This is a genomic window from Acinetobacter sp. YH01011, assembly GCF_013420785.1.
GTDB lineage: Bacteria > Pseudomonadota > Gammaproteobacteria > Pseudomonadales > Moraxellaceae > Acinetobacter > Acinetobacter towneri.
This window is the reverse complement of record NZ_VOYG01000004.1, coordinates 1-23,069: the sequence shown is the minus strand read 5'-3', so window position 1 is coordinate 23,069 and position 23,069 is coordinate 1. Positions and strand designations below refer to the sequence as shown.

Annotated in this window: 22 protein-coding genes, 1 rRNA gene and 1 pseudogene; 14 read left to right on the top strand and 10 right to left on the bottom strand. The window is 42.1% G+C overall.

Features of this window, described 5'->3' with window-relative positions; genetic code table 11:
- The first annotated feature begins 45 nt into the window (after positions 1 to 45).
- Positions 46 to 983 (top strand): annotated as a pseudogene (locus FTT78_RS03905) (DMT family transporter).
- 146 nt (positions 984 to 1,129) lie between these two features.
- Here FTT78_RS03905 and FTT78_RS03900 read toward each other — a convergent pair.
- Positions 1,130 to 2,377 carry a YihY family inner membrane protein gene (locus FTT78_RS03900; RefSeq protein ID WP_178866098.1) on the bottom strand — a complete coding sequence of 416 codons (1,248 nt, stop codon included), beginning with the start codon at positions 2,375 to 2,377 and terminating at the stop codon, positions 1,130 to 1,132.
- A gap of 114 nt (positions 2,378 to 2,491) precedes the next feature.
- On the opposite strand from FTT78_RS03900, the gene wrbA reads away from it, so the two are divergent.
- Both wrbA and FTT78_RS03890 read left to right on the top strand, forming a co-directional pair.
- Positions 2,492 to 3,088, top strand: a complete 597-nt coding sequence (wrbA, locus tag FTT78_RS03895; protein WP_167846439.1) for an NAD(P)H:quinone oxidoreductase — start codon at positions 2,492 to 2,494, stop codon at positions 3,086 to 3,088.
- A 568-nt stretch (positions 3,089 to 3,656) separates the two neighbouring features.
- A complete protein-coding gene (locus tag FTT78_RS03890; protein ID WP_179989432.1) occupies positions 3,657 to 3,848 on the top strand; it encodes a hypothetical protein in 192 nt (63 codons plus the stop codon).
- A gap of 58 nt (positions 3,849 to 3,906) precedes the next feature.
- On the opposite strand, the gene FTT78_RS03885 is transcribed toward FTT78_RS03890, so the two are convergent.
- From FTT78_RS03885 to FTT78_RS03870, 4 genes are all read right to left on the bottom strand, one after another.
- Positions 3,907 to 4,308 carry a hypothetical protein gene (locus tag FTT78_RS03885; RefSeq protein ID WP_179989430.1) on the bottom strand — a complete coding sequence of 134 codons (402 nt, stop codon included), beginning with the start codon at positions 4,306 to 4,308 and terminating at the stop codon, positions 3,907 to 3,909.
- A 262-nt stretch (positions 4,309 to 4,570) separates the two neighbouring features.
- Positions 4,571 to 5,146: a xanthine phosphoribosyltransferase gene (locus FTT78_RS03880; protein WP_004976172.1), complete on the bottom strand. Its 576-nt coding sequence runs from the start codon at positions 5,144 to 5,146 to the stop codon at positions 4,571 to 4,573.
- 128 nt (positions 5,147 to 5,274) lie between these two features.
- Positions 5,275 to 5,988: a DUF3108 domain-containing protein gene (locus tag FTT78_RS03875; protein ID WP_004976176.1), complete on the bottom strand. Its 714-nt coding sequence runs from the start codon at positions 5,986 to 5,988 to the stop codon at positions 5,275 to 5,277.
- A 145-nt stretch (positions 5,989 to 6,133) separates the two neighbouring features.
- Complete coding sequence (locus tag FTT78_RS03870; protein ID WP_004976182.1) at positions 6,134 to 6,808, bottom strand: hypothetical protein; 675 nt, start codon at positions 6,806 to 6,808, stop codon at positions 6,134 to 6,136.
- Between the two features lie 275 nt (positions 6,809 to 7,083).
- Here FTT78_RS03870 and FTT78_RS03865 point away from each other — a divergent pair, with 275 nt between their 5' ends.
- On the top strand, positions 7,084 to 7,941 hold the full coding sequence (locus tag FTT78_RS03865) for an energy transducer TonB (protein WP_171062604.1): 858 nt from the start codon (positions 7,084 to 7,086) through the stop codon (positions 7,939 to 7,941).
- Between the two features lie 212 nt (positions 7,942 to 8,153).
- Here FTT78_RS03865 and ybeY read toward each other — a convergent pair whose 3' ends face one another.
- From ybeY to miaB, 3 genes are read right to left on the bottom strand one after another with little or no spacing between them, the layout of a single operon-like run.
- Entirely contained in the window at positions 8,154 to 8,636 is a 483-nt protein-coding gene (gene ybeY / locus FTT78_RS03860; protein ID WP_004976192.1) for an rRNA maturation RNase YbeY, read from the bottom strand.
- A gap of 43 nt (positions 8,637 to 8,679) precedes the next feature.
- Positions 8,680 to 9,753: a PhoH family protein gene (locus FTT78_RS03855; RefSeq protein WP_004976193.1), complete on the bottom strand. Its 1,074-nt coding sequence runs from the start codon at positions 9,751 to 9,753 to the stop codon at positions 8,680 to 8,682.
- Between the two features lie 39 nt (positions 9,754 to 9,792).
- Positions 9,793 to 11,247, bottom strand: a complete 1,455-nt coding sequence (gene miaB, locus FTT78_RS03850) for a tRNA (N6-isopentenyl adenosine(37)-C2)-methylthiotransferase MiaB (protein ID WP_004976194.1) — start codon at positions 11,245 to 11,247, stop codon at positions 9,793 to 9,795.
- Between the two features lie 358 nt (positions 11,248 to 11,605).
- Between miaB and FTT78_RS03845 the strand changes: the two genes are divergently transcribed.
- The 6 genes from FTT78_RS03845 to FTT78_RS03820 all read left to right on the top strand — a co-directional run bounded on the left by FTT78_RS03845 (position 11,606) and on the right by FTT78_RS03820 (position 17,766).
- Positions 11,606 to 13,492 (top strand): lytic transglycosylase domain-containing protein, encoded by a 1,887-nt coding sequence (locus tag FTT78_RS03845; protein WP_179988513.1) that lies wholly within the window; start codon positions 11,606 to 11,608, stop codon positions 13,490 to 13,492.
- Positions 13,493 to 13,598: 106 nt separating this feature from the next.
- Entirely contained in the window at positions 13,599 to 14,246 is a 648-nt protein-coding gene (locus FTT78_RS03840; RefSeq protein ID WP_179988453.1) for a ribonuclease I, read from the top strand.
- 204 nt (positions 14,247 to 14,450) lie between these two features.
- Entirely contained in the window at positions 14,451 to 15,437 is a 987-nt protein-coding gene (locus FTT78_RS03835) for a malate dehydrogenase (protein ID WP_180044365.1), read from the top strand.
- A 241-nt stretch (positions 15,438 to 15,678) separates the two neighbouring features.
- Positions 15,679 to 16,890: a YeeE/YedE family protein gene (locus FTT78_RS03830; RefSeq protein ID WP_180044367.1), complete on the top strand. Its 1,212-nt coding sequence runs from the start codon at positions 15,679 to 15,681 to the stop codon at positions 16,888 to 16,890.
- 205 nt (positions 16,891 to 17,095) lie between these two features.
- Positions 17,096 to 17,344: a DUF2789 family protein gene (locus FTT78_RS03825; RefSeq protein ID WP_180044369.1), complete on the top strand. Its 249-nt coding sequence runs from the start codon at positions 17,096 to 17,098 to the stop codon at positions 17,342 to 17,344.
- Between the two features lie 164 nt (positions 17,345 to 17,508).
- Positions 17,509 to 17,766: a DUF2789 family protein gene (locus FTT78_RS03820; protein WP_026438086.1), complete on the top strand. Its 258-nt coding sequence runs from the start codon at positions 17,509 to 17,511 to the stop codon at positions 17,764 to 17,766.
- A gap of 69 nt (positions 17,767 to 17,835) precedes the next feature.
- On the opposite strand, the gene FTT78_RS03815 is transcribed toward FTT78_RS03820, so the two are convergent.
- Positions 17,836 to 18,363 (bottom strand): hypothetical protein, encoded by a 528-nt coding sequence (locus FTT78_RS03815; protein ID WP_180044371.1) that lies wholly within the window; start codon positions 18,361 to 18,363, stop codon positions 17,836 to 17,838.
- A gap of 96 nt (positions 18,364 to 18,459) precedes the next feature.
- Positions 18,460 to 19,062 (bottom strand): 2OG-Fe(II) oxygenase, encoded by a 603-nt coding sequence (locus FTT78_RS03810; protein WP_180044373.1) that lies wholly within the window; start codon positions 19,060 to 19,062, stop codon positions 18,460 to 18,462.
- A 116-nt stretch (positions 19,063 to 19,178) separates the two neighbouring features.
- Between FTT78_RS03810 and FTT78_RS03805 the strand changes: the two genes are divergently transcribed.
- The 4 genes from FTT78_RS03805 to FTT78_RS03790 form a co-directional block, all read left to right on the top strand.
- The gene (locus FTT78_RS03805; RefSeq protein ID WP_026438537.1) at positions 19,179 to 20,036 is read left to right on the top strand and encodes a 23S rRNA (adenine(2030)-N(6))-methyltransferase RlmJ; all 858 of its coding nucleotides are present in this window, start codon (positions 19,179 to 19,181) and stop codon (positions 20,034 to 20,036) included.
- Positions 20,037 to 20,079: 43 nt separating this feature from the next.
- Positions 20,080 to 20,904 carry a CDP-diacylglycerol--serine O-phosphatidyltransferase gene (pssA, locus tag FTT78_RS03800; RefSeq protein ID WP_004976213.1) on the top strand — a complete coding sequence of 275 codons (825 nt, stop codon included), beginning with the start codon at positions 20,080 to 20,082 and terminating at the stop codon, positions 20,902 to 20,904.
- Between the two features lie 40 nt (positions 20,905 to 20,944).
- Complete coding sequence (locus FTT78_RS03795; RefSeq protein ID WP_104853049.1) at positions 20,945 to 22,027, top strand: DUF6670 family protein; 1,083 nt, start codon at positions 20,945 to 20,947, stop codon at positions 22,025 to 22,027.
- A gap of 458 nt (positions 22,028 to 22,485) precedes the next feature.
- A 16S ribosomal RNA gene (locus FTT78_RS03790) occupies positions 22,486 to 23,069 on the top strand; the annotation flags it as partial.

The following is a 23,069-nucleotide window of genomic DNA, read 5'->3' as shown; positions in this document are numbered from 1 at the left end:
CTGCTTACTTTAAAGTCTATTTTTTATCTCAGATCAGGTTCAGCCATGAGTTCACGCCAAGCACTTGATGCAAAAGCCAGCAGTATGATGCTAATTTTGTGTGTTTTTTGGGGTCTGCAACAAGTGGTGCTAAAAGTTGCTGCGGCAGATATTTCACCCTTGATGCAATTGGCACTGCGTTCAGGCTTGTCTGCTGTGATGGTGTTGCCTTTGTTATTGCTTGCAAGAAATACACAATGGGCTTCGACTGAATATCTGCCTGCAGGCATATTGGTGGGTATTTTATTTGCCGCAGAATTTTTTATGTTAGGGCAGGCGATTCAATATACTTCTGCGTCGCATGTGGTGGTTTTACTATATACCGCGCCTATTTTTGTGGCTTTAGCGTTGCATTGGAAACTACCTGCAGAGCGTTTATCTCGCTTGCAATGGGGCGGGATTCTGTTGTCTTTTGCTGGCATAGCGGTGACTTTTTTATGGCGTGATACTGTGCAACAAGAGAGCCACCAAAACTTCAGCCAGATGCTTTTTGGCGATTTACTTGCGCTGAGTGCAGGCATACTTTGGGCAGCCACAACTGTTGCGGTACGTCTAAGTCGTTTATCGGAAGCCCCTGCAACACAAACTTTGTTTTACCAATTGATGGGTGGTTTTTGATTTTACTGCCGATGGCATGGTGGATGGGACAGGCTGAAATTTATTGGACAGCCTTAGCCATAGGCAGTTTGATTTTTCATGCGGTATTGATTTCGTTTATTAGCTATCTCGCTTGGTTTTGGTTGCTGAAACAATATTTAGCATCCAGTTTAGGCGTGTTTTCATTTTTAACGCCATTATTTGGCGTATTGTTTGGTGTATGGTTGTTGAATGAAAGCTTGAGCCAAAGTTTTATGATTGGGGCTGTTTTGGTCATGCTGGGGGTGTTGATGGTGAATGCTCAATGTTGGTTTAAACATAAAACCCAAGTACTAAAAAGAAAATAAGTATTTGCAGCTTTTCCATGAACTTGAGCAAGACTCAACATCAGCAATGTTGTCTTGTAAAAATCATCTTCAAATAACCTAGTAGCTCAATACGGGTTTAAATTTGAAGATGGGTGATATTTAAAATCTAGCGAGCGCGTACAAGATTATTTTTCTTCAAAAATCTTAGAGAGCGGAATCGACAATTTGGCAGCCAAATAGTCATCGGTTTCACTGAGTACGGGGCCAAGTTTTTGCATCCATTCATCATCAGGATAGACATTGGCCAAGTCCTGACGACGTGGCAATGAATACGGTAGCTGTGAATAAAAACTCCAAAAATCTACCTGAGATAAATTGCGCACCAAAACAAATTCATCATTTTCAGTACGTTTAATTAAATTTTGTTGTTCTAGCATCAGCACATAAGACGGCCAGCGCCCAATTTCATTACGTCCCAATACATCTAAGGCTTCAGCTTCAGTGACACTTTCTCCGCGCATTTGTTTTTTGTAAAACAATTCCAGTAAGTCCAATAGCATGAGCAGCGGATGGCATTTTTTTTCGCGACTGGCTTCAAAAGCGGTCAAGGCATAACTAATTTCAACACCTAACAGCACAATATTCCAAGACAGGAAAATCCACAGTAAGAAAATAGGTACGGCAGCAAAAGCACCATAAATAATTTCATAACTGGTGAAGTTGGACATAATAAAACCAAACAGGTTTTTCAAAAATTCAAATACAACAGCACTGAAACCCCCCGCAATTAATGCGGCTTTAATAGGTACACTGCGGTTGGGAATGGTCCAATTCAGAATAAAAAAACCTAAAATGGTTAGGGCAAATGAAATCAGCCATAAAATAAATGCGCCATTGAGTTCATAACCTGCAAAGTTATTACTCAGCACATTCATAGATGCCAAAGTTGAGGAAATGACAAAAGCACTGCCCAGTAAAATAGGGCCTAATGAGATAATGGTCCAGTAACGCATAAAACCCATAATGCCGCCACGGGTTTCCTTAACCCGCCAAATTCGGTTAAACACAGTTTCAATACTGGTCAGCATCATCACCGTGGTCACGAATAAAAACAAAATCCCGATGACGGTTAAGTTGCTAGATTTGTCGGTAAAGGCATTTAAGGCTTTATCAAAGGCGATGGTGGTTTTAGGTAAAAAGTTGCTGTAAATCAGTTGTTGTAATTGTTGCCGTGCAGGTTCGAGTGCCTTAATGGATGAGATGATCACCAAAAATACGGTGAGCATAGGTACAACGGCAAACAGGGTAGTGTAGGTTAAAGAGCCTGCTTGTTCACGGCAGCGATCTGCTTCAAAGCGACGCAGCACAAATAAGACAAATTGAAACCATTGTTTGTCATAAAAAGGCAGTTTCTTTAAATACTCAACGATCATACAGTGGCTGTCTCAACTTTTTTAATCATCTTTATCTGTTTTCATGGTTAAGCTTAACCAAAAAAGCAGCAAAATACCGTATAGTTTTCATTTTTAGTCTGATTTCTTAGCATGATGCAAGCATATATTCTGGTTTTGTACTTTAGTAAATATGGTTCTACCAAAGAAATGGCATATTTAATTGCCAACGGGGTAGAGGCTAGTGGCATGCCCGTTAAAATAAGAACTGTGCCAAATATCTCGACCGTGGTGCAACAAGCCGAGCCAAGTATTCCTGCCGAAGGTGATATTTATTGTACTTTGGATGACTTGGCCAATTGTGCAGGTTTGGCTTTAGGTTCACCTACACGTTTTGGCAATATGGCATCTGAAATGAAATATTTCTGGGATCAAACCACTAGTCTGTGGCTGAATGGCGCATTGCACAATAAACCTGCCTGCGTTTTTACCTCATCGGGTTCGATGCATGGTGGACAGGAAAGTACCTTATTGACCATGTTGCCGCCATTGTTTCACCACGGAATGATGATTATGGGATTGCATAATGCGCATCCTGCTTTATCAAATACCAAAACGGGCGGTACGCCGTATGGTGCAACGCATGTGAGCGGCCCGCGCCACGATCAGGCTTTGAGTCAGGATGAAAAAATCCTTTGTGAAGCGCAAGGACAACGCCTAGGTGAAATGGTAAAAAAATTACAGGGCATGTGAGATTCTTTCTTTAATTAAGATGAAGCGTAAAATGTGGATATCGTTTTACGCTTTTATCTTTTGTACTTGAATTCGATTGGCTTATGTAGCATTGAGCGTGCTAAAAAATAAGTTTACTTTTCACCTAAAATCACCATTTGCAGTGATATTCAGTTTTTCTCTTTTCACGTCTAATAACCGCTTTAAAAGCAGAGTTTTCTGTCACGGTTCACGCAGCATTTTTTTGCAGGCTAGGGTCTGTTGACATTTCATAAATGGCTTGCGCTGTAGGCTAAAACTGAGCAGATCAGGCATGAAACGCAAGGAATAGCGAGATTATTGCTAAGTTTCATAACGCAATCTGAGAAAGTTTTAGCCACAGCCTTTCGGGGCGAGCATATTTTTTGCTGCTATTGCGTTATGTGCCAGTCATTTAGAATGACTAAATTTCCTGTCCCATGCCTTATATCAGCTAAAAAACCTTGCGAGATATATCTCTCATGCCGCAAACATAGACGAATTGTCAACAGACCCTAATGTATTGAGCACAACGGACTGCTGTAAAAATGAGAGATTGAGGAAAGTGAAAATGAATAAGTGGATGCTGATTGGGTTAGGTCTAATGAGTTTAGGGTGTTCATGGTCGAGTGTTGCAGCGACTGAAATTGTGCATAGTCTGAGTTTTTCAGAAGAACAACGTATTGAAAAACAACCTGCGGAAGCACAGTATTTAGCGGCACAAAAAACTGTGATGACTTCTGCAAGCAGCACTGCAAAATAAAAAGATGCAATCAAAAAGTGCTGCAATGTGCAGCACTTTTTTTGAAATTGATTTAGGGTTACTTAGAGTTGCTTGGCTGTTTCAACTTTTCTTTAAAGCGGTGTTTACATTTGAGGCATTGAAAATCTAGAAAAATATTCTGATCAACAATTACACCTGCTTTTTTACCAAAGCGATGCCCAAGAAAACCACCTGTGATTCCCACGCTAATTGCCCCGACAAATGTTCCAATGGTGCCGCCCATAATCACGCCCAATGGCCCTGCGGCTGTACCAATTGCCGCACCAATAGAAGCTCCCGAAGCTGCGCCGCCCACAGTACCTGCTGCTGTACCTGCAGAGCCTAATAACACGCCACCAATTTTTTGTAAGTTTTGTTGATGGTTGCGTTTTTCAACTTGAGTTGAACCACATTTCGGACAGGTGATACTGTGTTGCATCAACGGATTGTCTTGTGTCATGACTGTAAATTGCCTTATGCTCATGCCGCATGCATCAATGCACGCAGACGATCTAAAAAGTGCTGTCTAGAGCTGCAATCAGAAAAACTAGACTGCTGAATCACTGTTATTTCAAGTGCAGAATGGCGTAGCGCGGCTATTTTGTAAATTCAATATATGTAAATGAGTTGTTTAAGTTTAAAAAAAGCATAAAAAAAAGAGCGCCTAAGCACTCTTTGATCATCGGGTTTAAATGATGAACCAACATCAGTTTTAATCGACCTTAATCGCGTACAAATTCAACTGTACCGTTTGCCAAAGACTTTACTCGTGCCAATGATTCAACGCGATAGCCTTTTTCAAGCAATAATTCACGACCCGGCTGGAATGACTTTTCAATCACAATCCCAATACCCACGACTTCTGCATTGGCTTGATGGATTAAATCTGCTAAACCGAGTGCAGCTTGACCATTTGCCAAAAAGTCATCAATCACCAAGACTTTGTCGCTAGCGCTAATATGTTTGTTTGAAATGGCAATCGTGCTTTCAGTTTGCTTGGTAAATGAAAATACTTTAGAGCGGTATAAATCATCTTTTAAGGTTAAAGATTGATATTTACGTGCAAAAATTACAGGTACACCAAGCTCTAAACCTGCCATCACAGCTGGTGCAATGCCAGAAGCTTCGATGGTAATAATTTTGGTGATGCCTGCATCTTTAAACAAACGCGCAAATTCTTGACCAATTTGCTGCATCATCACAGGGTCAATTTGATGGTTTAAGAAAGAGTCGACTTTTAGAACCGCTTCAGATAGAACGATACCTTCGGCTAAAATTTTCTGTTCTAGTGCATGCACGGGAGAATCCTCAAGAGCAGGTGCTTTTCAAAGCAAAAGCGTATTTTAAAAAGCACCTGAAAAAATGCAAGAACAATTTACCAAATGGTGAATAACTGCCAAGCTTTGCTCAGTAGTTATATTCTAAATTAGTTGGTCGGGCCTTTATAGCCTGTGAGTAATAATCCATAAGACTTGTCTTTGTCTTGGTGGGTAACTTTGACAGGCAAGTAGTCAAGTTTTGGTGCCAACCAGAAAATCGTATCACGGTTTGGTTTGTTGTGTTTCAGCACCACTTTAATGGTATCAAAAGTACCATAACTGGTTTTGATTTTTTCTGAACCTTGCTTAATAAAGCGACGTGATTCCACCTCTTTATTATCGGCAATATAGTAGCTCGATTTTAAACCGCCACTTTTTAAGTCTTCACGGATTTGCAGTTCCGCATTCAACTCATCCAACACGCCCGCTTTCCACGCAAAAGAACGGGTGTCGCTGTCCTTTTTGGTGTTAATGGTTTTCGCCGAAGGATTGAAGTTAATACTCATGGTGTTGTTATGCACCAAAATCTTACTGCTGCGGCTAAAGCTAGATGAGCCAATTTTGCCATTATTAAAACTAAAACGGCTAGTTTCTGTAGCAGAGGCAATCACGCCTGCTTTGGCAGCAAACACATAACTCCATTGGTTACCTGTTTGGCTTAAAGTACGTGTTGCAGAACCTAAGTTTTTACCATTGTAGTTAAATTGATAACTGGCTTGGAAAGGACTCATGGCAAATGTTTGGCTAGAGAAACCAGCCAAAAACAGTGCTGTAGACACACCGGCTGCCATACCCATTTTTTTCAATACATGATTTGCCATTGCTGAGATATTTCCTCTGTATGTAGGGAGATGCAATTTGCTTGCTTGTTGCCATTATACGCGTTGAATATGAAGAGAAAATTAGGAATTATGCGGCTTGTGTAGTTTTCCTGTATGTATTCTCTTCTAAAGTTTCAGCTTAGCTTTATTTTTGTTTCAGCGGTGTGACTTGCGTATCTGCAAGAGATTCTTCCACATCTTCTAGTCTTTCTTCAGACATTTTGCGGAACAACGCCGTTAAATTGACGTTGCCAGTGAGCACCAATTCCGCTTCACGTAATACCGCATGATTCACATGAACTTTGCTGAGTGTGTCAATGATAGAGCGGCTTTTGCCCAACCAGCGATTTAAATCTAAATGCAGCAAATCATCTTTGACTTTAATGACTTTGAGTTTTTCTAAAATCATGCCTAAAGGGTCATCATTGCGTATTTTTTGATAGTAAAATAAAGCGCACTTCACAGCGATTTTATGCAAAAAACTTGGATAACTTGCTTCAATCACCTGCGTGTCACTAATTTGTTCAAACACAATCAGCTGAGTATCTTTATTCAATTCCATCTGTACTAATTTTAAATCGACAGACAGAGTGATGTTCAAGCCGTTGTAATCTAGGGTTGCATAAAGACGTAACCAGTCGTCGTGTAAGTCTGCGTGCAGATCTTGCAACATTTTCACATTATCGGTCACAAAGCGCTGAAAAGTCGCATTTAAGAAGACCTGAGATAATGGAAATTCACGTTCATCCTCAATAAATCCTTCCGCTTTTTGGTACACTTGACGGATACGTTGAGAGATATTGGTGATCAGGGTTTGCATACGGCCGTCCAAGTCGTTCATTCATTCTTTACAGATACAAATATTTTGTCGAATTGTATTAAAAATACAGGCATAGAAGCTTGCAGTTTAGCAAAATAAGTTGCACCATTTTTAAGATTTTAAGGCTCAGTAGTCAGCTTTTTGATGAACTTCGCAGTTTTGCAGAAAAGCAAAAACTGAGCAAAGTAATATGCTCTTTAGTTTATACCGCATTTGGCGGCTTGGGGAATCAGACGTTTTGTCGGATTAATGTGATGCTAAAAAAAATTCAATTGATGCCTTCTACGCAAGATTGGTGGAAAGATCCTATTTTTGCTGCAGCGTTGCTGGTGGCTGCTGTATTGCACGCATTAATTTTGGCCGTGCAGTTTGCTGCACCGCAACAAAGCGATGCTGCGGTCAAAGAGATTGCGGTATCGGTACGCATGAGCGATGCAAAAGTTGAAGATGCAGATTTCTTAGCCCAAGCCGATCAGCAAGGTTCAGGTACGTTCCGTGAAGAACATCGCATGTCGAGTGATATGCCTGCACCCATGACTGAACAAAGTGCAGGGGAGCAGCAATTGGAAAGTTTAGAGCGTATGCAGCAACAGCGTGAATTAAACTTTGAAGAAAAAGTATTGATGACCACGCTCAGTTGGCAAAAACAGGCTGCAGAAAATCAGCGCAAAAAAGCCATGCAGGAGTTGAATAGCCAATTCCAAGCTAAGGCTGCCATGGTCGCCAGTATTGAAGCGCAATATTTACAACGCCAACAAAATTTTAGCCGTCAGCAAAAAATTAAAACCATCGATGGGATTCAGGCCAAGCAAGACAACACCGCTGGTTATATGGAAAAATTCCGTCAAAAAGTCGAATTTTATGGTAACCGTTATTATCCAGAACAAGCCAAAGCACAGAATTTGGCAGGCGAAGTACGTTTAATGGTGATTTTGAACAACAATGGTGGGATTCGTGCCATTCGTTTAATTGAAAGTTCAGGACATGCCATGCTAGATGAAGCAGCCAAAGCTTCGGTGCGTAAAGCCGCACCTTTTGGTGCATTTGATGCCAAAATGAAAGATATTTCTGAATTGCGGATTGTACGGACGTGGCGTTTTGACCCTGCTGAAGCTGAGTTTGAGGTGCGCTAGTTTTTCCCTCTCTCTGGCTCTCTCCCAAAGGGAGAGAGGACTTTGTGGACAAGTAACAAGAATCTACTCTCTGCTTTACGCAGCAATGTTCTTCTGGTATTTAGCAATCATGGGACTCTAATGAATGTTCTCCCTCCCATTGGGAGGGAGTAGTTTTAAACAAAAAAGCGAGCCTTAGCCCGCTATTTTTATGATTTTCTAAAACTTAAAATTCAATCTCTTTCCATGTATGGATTATCCAAACCCAACTTGGCAAGAATCTCAACTTCTAAAGCTTCCATTTCTTCGGCATCCTCATCTGAGGTTTCATGATCATAGCCCATAAGGTGCAGCGTGCCATGTACTAGCATGTGAGTGAAATGCGCTAATGGTGTTTTGGCTTGTTCTGCAGCTTCCTGTAAAACCACAGGAATACAAATTACCAAATCCCCAATAGGGAAGCTCGGCAAAACTTGTGCCATTTCATCGGGTAAATCGCTTGGGAAAGACAAGACGTTGGTAGATTTGTCTTTTTTGCGATATTCCAGATTGAGCTTGTGACTTTCGGCATGATCGACACAGGCAATTCCAATTTCACAATCACTTTGGGTGTCTATATGTCTTAAAGTGGTTTCGACTACTTTTTTCAGATAGGCACGTTTTAACACCAGCTCAGGCGCTTGAATGTCCTGTTGCAGGCTGAGACTTAATTTCAAAATGAATCCTTAATACTTCAGTAGGTTGCAGAGCGCACAGCGATTAGTGCTGTGCATCTGCTGCGGCATCATTTTCCGCAATTAATGCTTCCTGGCGCGCTTTACGTTCTGCACGCGCTTCGGCACTTAAACGCTGTTGCTCACTGTCCCAGCCTTCATAGGCTTCAACAATTTTCTGAACCAGCTGGTGACGCACGACATCACGAGAATGGAAACGAGTAATATGAATTTCAGGGATTTTATCAATCACACGTAAGGCATGTGCCAGACCAGACTGCTGACCACGTGGTAAATCCACCTGAGTCACATCACCGGTAATCACTGCACGTGAACCAAACCCTAAACGGGTCAGGAACATCTTCATCTGTTCAGGCGTGGTGTTCTGGGCTTCATCCAAAATCACAAAAGAGTGGTTGAGGGTACGACCACGCATATACGCCAGTGGTGCAACTTCAATCACTTGACGTTCAATCAGCTTAGCAACTTTTTCAAAGCCGAGCATTTCATACAGGGCATCATAAAGGGGACGCAAATACGGGTCAATTTTCTGGGTTAAATCACCCGGTAAGAAGCCCAGTTTTTCACCCGCTTCAACCGCAGGGCGCACCAATAGAATCCGCTGGATTTCATTGCGTTCCAACATATCTACGGCAGCGGCAACAGCCAAATAGGTTTTACCCGTACCTGCAGGGCCAATACCAAATGAAATATCACTTTGCAAAATACGTTGCACATAACGCTTTTGGTTGGCACCGCGTGGATTAATGCGCCCTTTGCGGGTTTGCAACCAAACAGCATCCAATCCAGTATGCTCTTGCCCATCATCCGATTGTAATTCACGGTCAGTCTGACTGCCCTGAATCATCATGTGGAGCGTGTCTGCACTAATTTGTGCAGAGCTTTCCGCTTCTTCATGCAGGCGTTGCAAGAGCGTTTCGGCTCGTTCAACTGCATCAATTTCCCCATCTATAAAAAAGGCGTCACCACGATGAGAAATTTGGACGTCTAGACGTTGTTCGATTTGTTTCAAATGTCCGTTATAAGCACCGAGCATGCTTTTTAGACGTTCCATTGAAATGCCAGGAAAAGTTACTGTACGTCGAATCGCTGCAGTCAAGAGAATTCCTTAATCTGTTATTGGACTTTAGCTCCTACATTACGCCACGTCAGGCTCAAGATTCAAGAGTTCACCGTAAACTAAATTCAAAGTTTTAATCTCGGTAATCTCAATCTCCGCAAAGCGTCCGACCCAAGCAGGGTCACCAATAAATGTTACTAAACGTGTATTGTCGGCCGTACCCACTAAAATGTTCGGGTCTTTGTCGGAAACATTTTCAATTAGGACACGTTGTACCGTGCCAAGCATGGCATCGGTCTTATCAATACTAGATTGTTTGATCCATTGTTGAACTTTGGCTAAACGTTCTTTTTTCACATCTTCAGGTGTGGTGTCTTCAAGTTCAGATGCAGGCGTACCTGGACGTTTTGAATAGATGAAACTGTACGAGTGGTCAAAATCCATATCTTGAATAAACTGATAAGTTTCTTCAAAGTTTTGATCGGTTTCACCCGGGAAGCCAATAATAAAGTCGCTAGATAAGTGCATGTCTGGGCGTACTTTACGTAACTTGGCAATCTTGTCGATATACACATCAATGGTGTGGTTACGTTTCATGGCTTGTAACACATCATTCGAACCACTTTGCACAGGCAAGTGTAAATGCGACACCATTTGCGGTAAATCACGGTAGCATTGAATCAAATCATCATTAAATTCAAGCGGATGTGATGTGGTGTAGCGAATTCGTCCAATGCCAGGTACTTCGGCAACCAAACGCAGTAAATCGGCAAAAGTACAAATTTTACCGTCAAAAGTTTCACCGCGATAGCCATTTACGTTTTGACCGAGCAAGCTAATTTCACGCACGCCTTTTTCGGCCAAAGTCGCAATTTCAGCTAAGACATCATCTAAAGGACGTGAAACTTCTTCACCGCGCGTGTAAGGCACTACGCAGAAAGAACAGTATTTTGAACAGCCTTCCATAATCGACACAAAAGCTTTAAACCCTTCAACACGCGGTTCAGGTAAAAAGTCGAATTTTTCGATGTCTGGGAAAGAAATATCCACCAGTTTGATTTTTTCTTTCTTTGGTTTTTCAACTTGATCGTGGTGCTGATCAAGCATTTGTGGCAAACGGTGCAAGGTTTGTGGGCCAAAAATCATATCCACATACGGTGCGCGTTTTTGAATGTTGTCGCCTTCTTGAGAAGCCACGCAACCGCCTACACCAATGACCAAATCAGGATTTTTTTCTTTAAGCTTGCGCCAACGTCCTAATTCAGAAAATACTTTTTCTTGGGCTTTTTCACGAATTGAACAGGTGTTCATGAGCAAAATATCGGCATCGGCAGGGTTGCTGGTCAGCACATAGCCGTGCGAGTCGCCCAAAAGGTCTGCCATACGGTGACTGTCATACTCATTCATCTGACACCCTTGCGTTTCGATATACAGTTTTTTAACTGAACCGTCGGCTGGGGTGTGCTGTGGCTGGGTAACAGTGTTTTCTGAGGCAGCTTGGGCACCATTCGGGATGAAGGTTTGAACCGTCATGTAGGCTCCTAAGAGATAATTCACGAGTTCGTTTATAAAAATAAACGGAATAGATAAAACAGAGGGGCGTATTTTAGCAGGAATTCAAGATAAACTGACAGCCTTTAATCCGTGCATCACATACTTGAAATGTGAAGCAAAATTGTTGGAAGATTGATTTCAAGATTAATAGTGTCTAATCATAAGGTTACATAACAGAACACAACTTGGGTTCTAGACTAATTAAACTAAGCTGAATGATTGGATGCGGATCTCGAGGCAGAAGTAAATGACTGAAGGCAAGCGAATGCTGCAAATGATGAAACAAAATAATAAATTAACGAAAAAGCTTGTGCTAAGTCTGGTTTCGCTTGCCGTGATGACGGGTACGCATGCCGCAAATGAACAGTTTAATGATGCACTGCGTGCAGCCAATTCAGGTGATGTCGATTTATTGCAGCAGTATCAATATGCCATGCAAAATGATGTTTTGGGCTACTATCCTGAATACTGGGCATTGAACACCAATTTGGGCATGCAACCTGCCAGTGCAATTGTTCAGTTTGCACAGCGCCATCCACAATCAGCGATGGCAGAAAAACTCGCAGCCGATTACATCGAAGAAAAAGTGAAACAGGCCGATTTTAGCAGTGCACAACCTGTGCTTGCCTATGTGAGTAATGCTGATCAGGCCGAAAGCTGTGCCATGGCACAAGTTCGTACCCGTTCGGGTGATCCTTTGGTGGTCGCGGAATTTAAAGATGTTTGGTTGACCACGAACTCACAACCTGAATCTTGTACAGGTCTAGGTCGAATGATGCTCTCTAGTCCAATTATGACTCAGCAAGATAAACAGCAACGCTTATGGGCACAATTGCGTGCAGGGCAGTCAGGGCTCGCTTTAGCGACTGCGCAAAGTTTAGGTATGAATATCAGTTTGGCACAATTGAACAGCATTCAAGCCAATCCACTGAATTATTTGTGGTCTGCGCCTAAAGCAAGCAACGAAGACCATGCCTATCTTATTTATGCGATCGGACGTTTAGCCGATAGCGATTTAGACTCGGCACTTTCTTCACTAAAACGCAGTGCAGAAGGTGCGCCAGAATCGGTACAAAAAGCCTTGTATCGTGCTGTGGGATATATTGGCGGCACTACAGTCATGAAAAACAATTTTAAGCGTGAAGTGTTAAGTGCCTTAGACGCCAGTTATGGCTTACCTTTTAGTCCCGAAGAAGCAGAAATTTATGCCCGTCAGGCGATTCGTTTTGGCGCATGGGAAAGTGTGATTCGTGCTGTAGACAGCATGAGTGTGACTCAAAAACAGGAAGATCGTTGGCAATATTGGTTGGCACGTGCTTCAGAACAACGCAATGATGCAGCGTCGAAACGTAGTGCACAAAATATTTATAAAAAATTGGCGCAGGGTGATGATTATCACAACTTGTTGGCAAAAGATCGTCTTGGGCAAACCTACAACACGATTCCTGCGAATACGCAACCAAGTACCAATGACTTACAGCGTTTGAATCAAGATATTCACTTTAACCGTGCCTTTACTTTGCGTGAAATTAATGCACCTGCCAATTATGTCAACCGTGAATGGAACTGGGCGGTACGTCAGGCGTATTTAAGACAGGATGATGGTTTGATTTTAGCAGCGGCTAAGCGTGCAACCGATATGGGTTGGTATGATCGTGCCATTTATGCAGCAGATCGTACTGTGAATAAGCACAACTATAGTTACCGTTATGCTATGCCACATCGTAATTATGTTGTGAGCCACAGTCAAAATGCAGGTATTGACCCTGCTTGGGCTTATGGTTTGATGCGTCAAGAAAGCCGTTTTAATACTACTGCACGTTCGCATGTAGGTGCAGGTGGACTCATGCAAATTATGCCAGACACGGCACGTTTGGTTGCACGACAAATGGGTGAAACTTATAATCCTGCTGCACTCAGTGACATGAATACCAACATCCGCTACGGTACATTTTATTTGTCGACCATTCAGCGACAATTAAGCAATAGCCCTGTGCTGGCCACAGCAGGATACAACGCTGGGCCAAATCGTGCACGCCGTTGGCAGCCAGAGTTTCAGCAAATTGCGGCAGACCAATATACTGAAAGCATTCCTTTGTTGGAAACACGTGACTATGTCAAGCATGTCATGACCAATGCCACGCACTATGGTGTGCTGTTGGGGCAGGGTGGACAATCAATGAGTAGCCGTATGCAACATATTCCATCTCGGAATACACCTTAGGAAAATGTTACAAGTGATACAGTTAGATGATCATGCGTGTTGATATATAGATGCGTGAGTCATTGGGTGTATAAGAATTTAGGGGGCTGAAGCATTGAAAATGTGGATGAGTACAGTTTTACAGCCAATTCAAGTTACATTGCTCGGTTTGAGTGGTACAGCTTTGGTTTTGTGTACGCAAAATACATTTTCTGCCCCCGTGCAAGGCTATGTGATGTCCGTGCAAATGACGCCCGCCGTGTGTTTAATCGATTCGAGCAAAAGCAAAAAGCGTAAATGTTTAGAAGGTTACTCACTGAATATTGAGGGTTTATATCCCGAAGTAGCCACGCGTGAATGTAGCACCCATTCATCGGCAAAGTTACCGCCGCTACAAGCGAAGGTAGTGGCGCGAGTCATGCCTGATGAAGCTGCACGGATACAATTGTGGCAAGGTATTGGCGGCTGTGTGCCCATGAATGCCAGTCAGTATTTTCGCATGATTATTAATAATGCAGATCGGATGAACGTGCCTTCGGTATTGACAGGCCAAGACACGCAGACGGTGCAATTGTCACAACTACGGAGTTTGTTTCTCAAGTCCAATTCAGGTATGTCATCAAAAAGCGTGCATTTTCAGTGCTCTAACCATCAAGGTAAAAGTTATTTAACTGAAATCAAAATTTGTTATAACACCGCAGGACGCTATAAGCAGTGCGGTGCAGCGATTGAATCAAATTGCCCGAATCAGTTTGTCATTAAAGGTTCTTACTAGTTTGCTAGGTGACTGTAATTTCTGAATTTTAAGCTTTTTGAGAAATTTTATTCATATTTTCTATCAGACTTTTGTGGAATTTGATGCGCTTTTGCATGCATCCGCTGAATGATTGGAGTACAATCTTTCGCGTTTATGATTATTAAGATTAGATAGAACAGCTATTTAATCGCATTGACTATCCTCTCAATTGGAGATAATTACATGAAGCAACCTGTTCGCGTTGCCGTTACTGGCGCTGCTGGTCAAATTGGTTACAGCCTATTATTCCGTATCGCTAGCGGTGAAATGTTGGGTAAAGACCAACCAGTTATCCTTCAATTATTAGAAGTTCCTTTTGAGAAAGCTCAAGCTGCGCTTAAAGGCGTAATGATGGAACTTGACGACTGTGCTTTCCCATTATTGGCTGGCATGATCGGTACTGATGATCCTAAAGTGGCATTTAAAGATGCTGACTACGCGTTATTGGTTGGTTCTCGTCCACGTGGTCCTGGTATGGAGCGTGCTGACCTTCTTAAAGTAAACGGTGAAATCTTTATTGGTCAAGGTCAAGCACTTAACGAAGTTGCTAGCCGTGATGTTAAAGTTCTAGTTGTTGGTAACCCAGCGAACACGAATGCTTACATCGCAATGAAATCTGCTCCAGATCTTCCAGCGAAAAACTTCACAGCAATGTTACGTCTTGACCACAACCGCGCGTTAACTCAACTTGCTCAAAAAGCTGGCGTTGCTGTTTCTGACATCAAAACAATGACAGTTTGGGGTAACCACTCTCCAACAATGTATGCTGACTACCGTTTTGCAACTGCAAATGGAGAAAGCTTAAAAGACAAAATCAACGATGCTGAATGGAACAACGACGTATTCCTTCCTACAGTTGGTAAGCGTGGCGCTGCGATCATCGAAGCACGTGGTTTATCTTCTGCTGCATCTGCTGCAAACGCTGCAATTGACCACATGCGTGATTGGGCGCTTGGCACAAACGGCGAATGGGTAACTATGGGTATTCCTTCTGACGGTTCTTACGGTATTCCTGAAGGCGTAATGTTCGGTTTCCCTGTAACTTGCGAAAATGGCGAATACAAAATCGTTCAAGGTCTTGAAATCGACGAGTTCAGCCGTGAGCGTATCAACTTCACGTTAAACGAACTTGAAGAAGAACGCGCAGCAATTGCTGACATGATTAAATAATTTAATCTGCTAGATTAAGTTAAAACTCCTTCGGGAGTGATGCCAGTCAACCTAAAAGTTGACTGGCATTTTTTTTGCGCTTGATTTTATCTTTGCAATTAAAAGCCTATCATCAGCTAAGCTCATATTGCTTATCAAATATCAGAATGGATAAGCGACTATAAAATAGGTCGATTGACCTGCACGGTAGGGGAAATTGCTTAGAATACGCGGGTTTCCTTTTTCAAATCTTCTCTCTGTCATGTCAGTTATTGTTGCAAGTGCCCATAGATCGAATGTTTCGGTTTGGGTGGCTTTTATCTTACTTGTTGTCGGTACTATCGGCGCCTATCAAATCGTGGGTCTAAATCAAGCACTGTTATTTTTAATTGGTGGTGCTTTGGGGATGACGTTGTATCACGCCTCTTTTGGTTTTACTTCTAGCTGGCGTGTGTTTATTAAAGAACGTCGTGGTCGTGGTTTGCGGGCTCAAATGATTATGCTGGGCTTGGCGGTGTTGTTGTTCTTTCCTGCTTTAGGTGCAGGTGAGTTGTTTGGCAATCCCGTCAAGGGCAATGTCAATCCTGTGTCGATGTCGGTCATGATTGGTGCTTTTATTTTTGGTATTGGCATGCAGTTGGGGGGTGGCTGTGCATCGGGTACGCTATACACGGTAGGCGGTGGCAGTGCGCGTATGTTGGTTACGCTATTTTTCTTCTGCTTAGGTTCACTGATTGCCACTTCGCATTTAGATTGGTGGTTTAATCTGCCGCATTTGGCGCCAATCTCGATTGTCGAAAGTTTTGGGGTGATTCCTGCACTTATTCTAAGCTTTGTTATTTTTGCTGTGATTGCTGCCGCAACCGTGTTTTTTGAAAAGAAACGTCATGGCAGTTTAGAAGCAGAGCCACAAAGTCAGCAGCACGGTTGGAAGCGCTTTCTGAAAGGCCCTTGGCCGTTAATTTGGGGTGGGCTTATTTTAACGCTGCTGAATTTTGCTACCTTGGTATTGGCTGGTCGTCCGTGGGGCGTGACTTCTGCGCTTGCAGTTTGGGCTGCAAAAGTTGCTGTTTTTGCGGGTGTAGATGTAAGCGCTTGGGATTATTGGCAGCAGTCAGGCAATGCTAAAGCATTGGCAAATTCATTGTGGCATGACATCACCTCTATGATGAATTTTGGCATTATGTTGGGTGCATTGCTTGCTGCAAGTTTGGCTGGAAAATTTGCCCCGAACTTTAATATTCCACGCCGTTCACTGGTTGCGGCTGTTATAGGTGGCTTATTACTTGGTTATGGTGCACGTTTGGCCTACGGTTGTAACATTGGCGCATACTTTAGCGGAATTGCTTCGGGCAGTGTGCATGGTTGGTTATGGCTAGTATTTGCATTTATGGGGAATGCCATTGGTGTGAAATTGCGCCCAATCTTCTTTCCAAATGAAAAGCCACAGCCTGAAAAACTAACAGGTTGCTAACTTTTAATTTAAGTAGATGAAAGCCAGTCGGTTTACATTGACTGGCTTTTTTGTTGCCTGTCATCGTGTTAAGAATATTGAGTGGGATGCTTTAGGTATATCGCATCGTACAAAAAATAACATGCTGCAACTCGGCTGCTGCTGAATTGCGGCTCGAAGCAGGTTAAGGTCATTAAAAGTACAAGACGAATCAAAGGAGGATGCCATGTTTGACCAACAACCGACTTTAGAACTGTTATTTCAACAATTGGGTCTAGATGCTGACGATGCAGCAATTGATCAATTTATTCGTGAGCATCAATTACCTGCAGAAACCAAATTACACTGTGCCGAGTTTTGGACGGGAGGGCAGCGCCAATTTTTGCAAAGCCATTGGAAAAAAGATGATGATTGGGCCATTGTGATTGAAACCTTAAATGAGCAATTACATAGTGATCAACACCCGAGTGTTTAATCGGTATTTAAGTTAAATCAAATACTTTTCATCTAAAAAGAGCCAGTAAACTGCGTGCTCACAAAAAGATACAACAAACCCAGTCGGAAGACTGGGTTTTTTATACAAAGTGTTATAAGTTGGTTGAATAAGGAATTACAACGAAACTAATAAAAGGGGGCAAGGTGCTCATGCAAAATACTCCATCATTAGCCATGTTATTCAGCCAACTCGGTTTAGCCAGCAGCCCTGCAGCCATTGAATTGTATGTACGTACGCATCAATTACCTGCACATATTAATTTACATGAAGCGCCGTTTTGGAATAAATCACAACGTGAATTTTTAATCAGTCATTTGGTACAAGACGATGATTGGGCCATTTGGATTGATGAACTCAATCAACAATTACATTTAGATGCTTATCGTTTACAAGCTGTTTAGGTTCAAGTCATTATCATCTTTAATATTTTTAGTATAAAAAAACGCCTCAGAACGTTCTGAGGCGTTTTTTTAATGCATTCTGCTTTTGAGAATTTGTTTAAACCAGACTTCTGTTTGATAGGCGTTAAAAGCAGGGTGAATTTGTAAGAGTTCCAAATCAAATTCGGCAGTTTTACTGTACTTACCTAACCAGTGGCGACACAGTGCGCTTTCATTTTTACTGGCACTGGCATAGGCCAAGAAAAAGAAAATATCTCCATGTGCATAATGAGTCATGGCTTTTAAAATTTGTTGAGTAATTAAGGCGTATTTTGCATCGCGGGTCAGCTCAAAATACATCATATAGGCTTTGGCTAAATGCAAAGACAAGTTGATATACAGCGTCAACGGTATTTCTTCAAATTCAATCCGACCTTGTTCCAACAGCACAATGGCTTCTTGCAAAAAGTAAATCTGTTCTTGGCGTAACTCGCTCAAACTCACCAATTGTAAGCGTAAATCGGCACGTTCTAATGCCAATTCAGGCGTATTGCCTTGTAAAAAAAGTTGGTCGGTTTCCCCAATACGTTGAATAAGCTGTTGAGTCGAATGGCGCATTGGTGAATTCCTTGTTGCAATATGGGCTATACATCGGGGCAGATTTGAGCTTTTAAAGCCAAAGCACTGGAAAAACTGCAAGCATTTCTAGCAAATTTACCAAAGCGCATTGCCACTGCGTAACCACGCTGTGATAGACAAGCGTTGTTGCTTGGCAGGCAAAACCTCATGCAATAAATCACTTTGAAAAATGGCTAAACGGTTCGGTGATGGTTCAATAATATGCCATTGGTCGTGTTTATCTTGCAGGCGGAGCTGACCACCCCAGTCAGGCTGCCATTCAGGGTGTAAATAATAGACAGCAGAAATCACCCGATCATTTTTTTGTTGTGGGTTATCGCGGTGCAAGGCATAAAAAGAACCTGCTTGGTAGCTGGCAAAATGTGCTTCGACCTCACGAATCCCTAAATAAAATGCCTGATTGAATTGTTCAGCCAAAGCCAAAAGGGTTTGGGTATGTTGTTGGGCAAAGCTTAAATCTTCGTGAATCCATAAAATATGATCACTGCGAATTTTGCTGATCACACCATTTTGTATGGCTGCTTCATGAAATTGATCTAAATTTTGACTACACTCTGCTAGAACCTGTTGTTGATATTCAGGTGAATAGGCATCATCCAGCATAGCAAAACCATGCAAATCTAAATCTTCAAGAATTTGATCAATATTCCAAGATTTTGGAAGCAGTGTGGCGTCCATAAAATAGATACTCAGACAAAATGCAAGACAAGCTGATTATTTTAGAGGAATACAAGCTCCTGAATGAAACTTTTTTTCATGCTAAAATGTCGGTTGATTTTAGGAATGAACCAAACATGAATTATCGTCACCATTTCCATGCGGGCAACTTTGCCGATGTCATGAAGCATGTTTTATTGCTGCAAATTCTGACACGTTTAAATGCCAAAGATAAACCTTATCGCTATGTCGATACACATGGCGGTGCGGGTAAATATGACTTATCTTTAGCACCTGCACAAAAATCGGGCGAATTTTTAAATGGTATTCATCGTTTAGTGAAACTAGATGATTCAATCAAACGTCAGGCACCAGAAGGCGTACAGCAGTATTTAAAACTGGTTGAAGCAATGCGTGAAACGGATGGGCAAGGTGCATATCCCGGTTCGCCATGGTTTGCTTTACAAGGTATGCGTGACATCGACAAAGCAACTATTTTTGAAATGCAGCGCGATGTATTCCAGCAATTGCGTCATAACATTCGTGACAAACGCGCAGGTTTACATGAGCGTGATGCTTACGAAGGTTTATTGGGCGTCATTCCACCAAAAGAAAAACGCGGTTTGGTGATGATTGATCCACCGTATGAATTGGAACGTAAAGATTTCCCTCAGTTGGTTGAATTATTGGCAGCTGCACATAAAAAATGGCCAACAGGCGTATTTGCGGTGTGGTATCCAATTAAAGACCGCGCCATGATTGAACGTTTTGAAAAGAAAATGTTTAAAACAGGTATTCGCCGTCAACTCATTTGTGAAATTTGTGTGTGGCCTGACGATACTCCTGTGGGCTTAAACGGTTGTGGTTTATTGGTGATTAATCCACCATGGAAATTCTCTGAAGATGCAGATGAAGCCCTGCAATGGTTGTTCCCGCACTTGCGTATGCAAGAACATGGTGGACATGCTGCAGTGCGTTGGTTAGTTGGCGAATAAAAAATTTAAATAGACGTTCAGGTTACAGTTAGGACACAAAATAATGACAAACACATCCAAACCCGAAGGAGAATATAGTTCCCGTGATCTTGAGCATGACGGAATTACATTTGAAGTGGTGGAAGAAGAACATACCCGTGAAGGGCAAAAGGTGAAACGTCGTGGTATCTATCTGTGGCCAAACCTGATTACCACGGCAGCCTTGCTGTCGGGTTTTTACTCCATTATTGCCAGTATGAATGGCGAATTTAGCCAAGCGATTTATGCCATTTTTCTAGCAGCATTGTTTGATGGTTTAGATGGTCGTGTGGCACGTGCGATTGGTGCGCAAAGTCCATTTGGCGAACAGTTTGATTCATTATCCGATATGCTCGCCTTTGGTGTTGCACCTGCGATTTTGATGTATAGCTGGAGTTTGCATGATTTAGGCCGTATTGGCTTGGCGGCTTGCTTTGTTTATACGGCTTGTGCCGCATTCCGTTTGGCGCGTTTTAATGTGCAAATTGGTGTGGTCGATAAACGCTACTTTATTGGTGTTGCAAGTCCTTTGGCTGCGCTGATTATCGTGTCGCTGGTTTGGGTAGGACGGGATTTTCCTGAACTGTATGATATTCGTGAAATTGGTCTACAAATCCTCAATGCTGTGATTATTATTGCAGTAGGATTGTTGATGATTTCCAATATTAAATATTATTCATTTAAAACCTTTGATCGTAAGCGTGTGCCGTTTTTTGTATTGCCAATCGCAGTATTTATCCTTGCAGCCATGACTTATAATATTCCTGTTGGAATTTTAGTGATTTCAATTATTTATGCACTTTCAGGTTTTGTGACCACTTTTATGGCAAGAAAAAATGCAGTGAGTTAATTAAGCTTTCATAAAAGCATCAACTCACAAGGAGTTTGATATGCAGCTGTTTCAAGATTTTCTCGATCGTTCCAAACAACTCAATCAAACTCCTGCGGCAACCGCCAAACTGCCTTATCACGCCCCAAAACATCATTATAAATTTATCTATCAGGGCTTAATTCTTCCTAATTTGCCTGCACCCTTACATTATCTCAACTTTATTGGTTTATTGGGCAGCCTAAATACCGCAATGCTGCGCCCTGAAAATGTGATTACAACCTCAGCTTTAGACACAGCCAGTATTCTTTGTAGTAGCAGCCCACACATGGTGGGGCAGTCCAATCATTATTCAATACAACATGATTGCGTATTTACTGCAGAGTATTTTCAGTTTGCCAATAAAGAGCGCATTACTGGACACTTTCCGCAATTTCATATTCAACGTGAAGATAGCGAACTTAGCTTTGATTTAAAGATCACCACAAGCTCTACAATTTCATATTTCACTAAATTGCGAATGAATTTGGCAGAACATTGGTCTTTGCTGTGTCAGTGTCAGGGAAGTGTACGCTATAAAGATCAGCATTTTCAGATTGAGCAATTGGGTAGTTTTGAGTTTGCCCGCTCAATCCAGTTTCCTTATTTCGCTGTGGCATTTTTTTGCTATCAAGTGATTAATCTGAATCATCAGCAACAAATGATATTGCTACAAAGTCGTGATGTGTTGAATCGAATTTTGCAATCTCGAATCTATCTGCGAAATGCGAACACGGAGCAAACTCGGGTATTTGATGGGCAAGTACAATTTAATATTCAACGGGTTTATCCAAAAGTAAAAACGCCAACAGGTCAGTGTATGTATTTGCCACGTGAGTTTGAATGGCGTTATCAAGATGAAGATGGCACCTCAATTCATTTACAGGCGCAGAGTCGTGGTGATTTTAAATTTGGGGCTGCAGCAGGTTATGTCGGAAGTTTTCAATATCAGTTGGCTATAAATGGAGATCAACAACAAGGAGAAGGAGGCTATTGTGAATATATCGACTGCCGCGCACTGAAATGGCAGGAACATGATCAGCCAGAAAAAATGCCAGATGTAGTTATGAATCCTGAACCTTTTATGATCAAGAAAAAGAAATAAACAGTATTTTGTGGAAAAGTGAAGTATTTTGCTGAATAATTAACCGTTTGGATTAAAAAACTGATAAAACTTAAAAAGAGGGGTTGCATGGCGAAATATTTGCCCTATAATGCACATCCATCGGCGGTGATGAAGATTAAAACTTCTGATAAAACAATGACTTGGTTAAGAATGATTAAGTTGGGTTTTAGAAAGAAAGTTTAAAATAATTTAAATTACCAGTTGACACTTTAGAAATAAAGCGTAATATAGCCGACCTAGCTTGATGCTGACGAAGCATCGAGAAGATCATTAAGAGATTATGAAGAACAACTTGTGTGGATTTTTACTGATTGATTAATCGAAGATATTTCATTGATTGATTGGTTTAAATTACTCGAAGTTTATTTGAGCGAAATTTAAGTCAGAAAATTGATGAGCCAGATTTGGAAGTTTAGATTAAAGCTTCAAAATGATTTTAACTGAAGAGTTTGATCATGGCTCAGATTGAACGCTGGCGGCAGGCTTAACACATGCAAGTCGAGCGGGCGAGGTTGCTTCGGTAACTGAGCTAGCGGCGGACGGGTGAGTAATGCTTAGGAATCTGCCTATTAGTGGGGGACAACATTCCGAAAGGGATGCTAATACCGCATACGTCCTACGGGAGAAAGCAGGGGCTCTTTATGACCTTGCGCTAATAGATGAGCCTAAGTCGGATTAGCTAGTTGGTGGGGTAAAGGCCTACCAAGGCGACGATCTGTAGCGGGTCTGAGAGGATGATCCGCCACACTGGGACTGAGACACGGCCCAGACTCCTACGGGAGGCAGCAGTGGGGAATATTGGACAATGGGGGGAACCCTGATCCAGCCATGCCGCGTGTGTGAAGAAGGCCTTTTGGTTGTAAAGCACTTTAAGTGGGGAGGAGGCTTACCTGGTTAATACCTGGGCTAAGTGGACGTTACCCACAGAATAAGCACCGGCTAACTCTGTGCCAGCAGCCGCGGTAATACAGAGGGTGCGAGCGTTAATCGGATTTACTGGGCGTAAAGCGCGCGTAGGTGG

What these genes read in the sequence shown, in the direction of transcription:
- FTT78_RS03900 (WP_178866098.1), bottom strand. Translation starts at nt 2,377, where the DNA reads ATGATCGTTGAGTATTTAAAGAAACTGCCTTTTTATGACAAACAATGG.
- wrbA (WP_167846439.1), top strand. Translation starts at nt 2,492, where the DNA reads ATGCAAGCATATATTCTGGTTTTGTACTTTAGTAAATATGGTTCTACC.
- FTT78_RS03890 (WP_179989432.1), top strand. Translation starts at nt 3,657, where the DNA reads ATGAATAAGTGGATGCTGATTGGGTTAGGTCTAATGAGTTTAGGGTGT.
- FTT78_RS03885 (WP_179989430.1), bottom strand. Translation starts at nt 4,308, where the DNA reads ATGACACAAGACAATCCGTTGATGCAACACAGTATCACCTGTCCGAAA.
- FTT78_RS03875 (WP_004976176.1), bottom strand. Translation starts at nt 5,988, where the DNA reads ATGGCAAATCATGTATTGAAAAAAATGGGTATGGCAGCCGGTGTGTCT.
- FTT78_RS03870 (WP_004976182.1), bottom strand. Translation starts at nt 6,808, where the DNA reads ATGCAAACCCTGATCACCAATATCTCTCAACGTATCCGTCAAGTGTAC.
- FTT78_RS03865 (WP_171062604.1), top strand. Translation starts at nt 7,084, where the DNA reads ATGCCTTCTACGCAAGATTGGTGGAAAGATCCTATTTTTGCTGCAGCG.
- miaB (WP_004976194.1), bottom strand. Translation starts at nt 11,247, where the DNA reads ATGACGGTTCAAACCTTCATCCCGAATGGTGCCCAAGCTGCCTCAGAA.
- FTT78_RS03845 (WP_179988513.1), top strand. Translation starts at nt 11,606, where the DNA reads ATGACGGGTACGCATGCCGCAAATGAACAGTTTAATGATGCACTGCGT.
- FTT78_RS03840 (WP_179988453.1), top strand. Translation starts at nt 13,599, where the DNA reads ATGAGTACAGTTTTACAGCCAATTCAAGTTACATTGCTCGGTTTGAGT.
- FTT78_RS03835 (WP_180044365.1), top strand. Translation starts at nt 14,451, where the DNA reads ATGAAGCAACCTGTTCGCGTTGCCGTTACTGGCGCTGCTGGTCAAATT.
- FTT78_RS03830 (WP_180044367.1), top strand. Translation starts at nt 15,679, where the DNA reads ATGTCAGTTATTGTTGCAAGTGCCCATAGATCGAATGTTTCGGTTTGG.
- FTT78_RS03825 (WP_180044369.1), top strand. Translation starts at nt 17,096, where the DNA reads ATGTTTGACCAACAACCGACTTTAGAACTGTTATTTCAACAATTGGGT.
- FTT78_RS03815 (WP_180044371.1), bottom strand. Translation starts at nt 18,363, where the DNA reads ATGCGCCATTCGACTCAACAGCTTATTCAACGTATTGGGGAAACCGAC.
- FTT78_RS03810 (WP_180044373.1), bottom strand. Translation starts at nt 19,062, where the DNA reads ATGGACGCCACACTGCTTCCAAAATCTTGGAATATTGATCAAATTCTT.
- FTT78_RS03805 (WP_026438537.1), top strand. Translation starts at nt 19,179, where the DNA reads ATGAATTATCGTCACCATTTCCATGCGGGCAACTTTGCCGATGTCATG.
- pssA (WP_004976213.1), top strand. Translation starts at nt 20,080, where the DNA reads ATGACAAACACATCCAAACCCGAAGGAGAATATAGTTCCCGTGATCTT.
- FTT78_RS03795 (WP_104853049.1), top strand. Translation starts at nt 20,945, where the DNA reads ATGCAGCTGTTTCAAGATTTTCTCGATCGTTCCAAACAACTCAATCAA.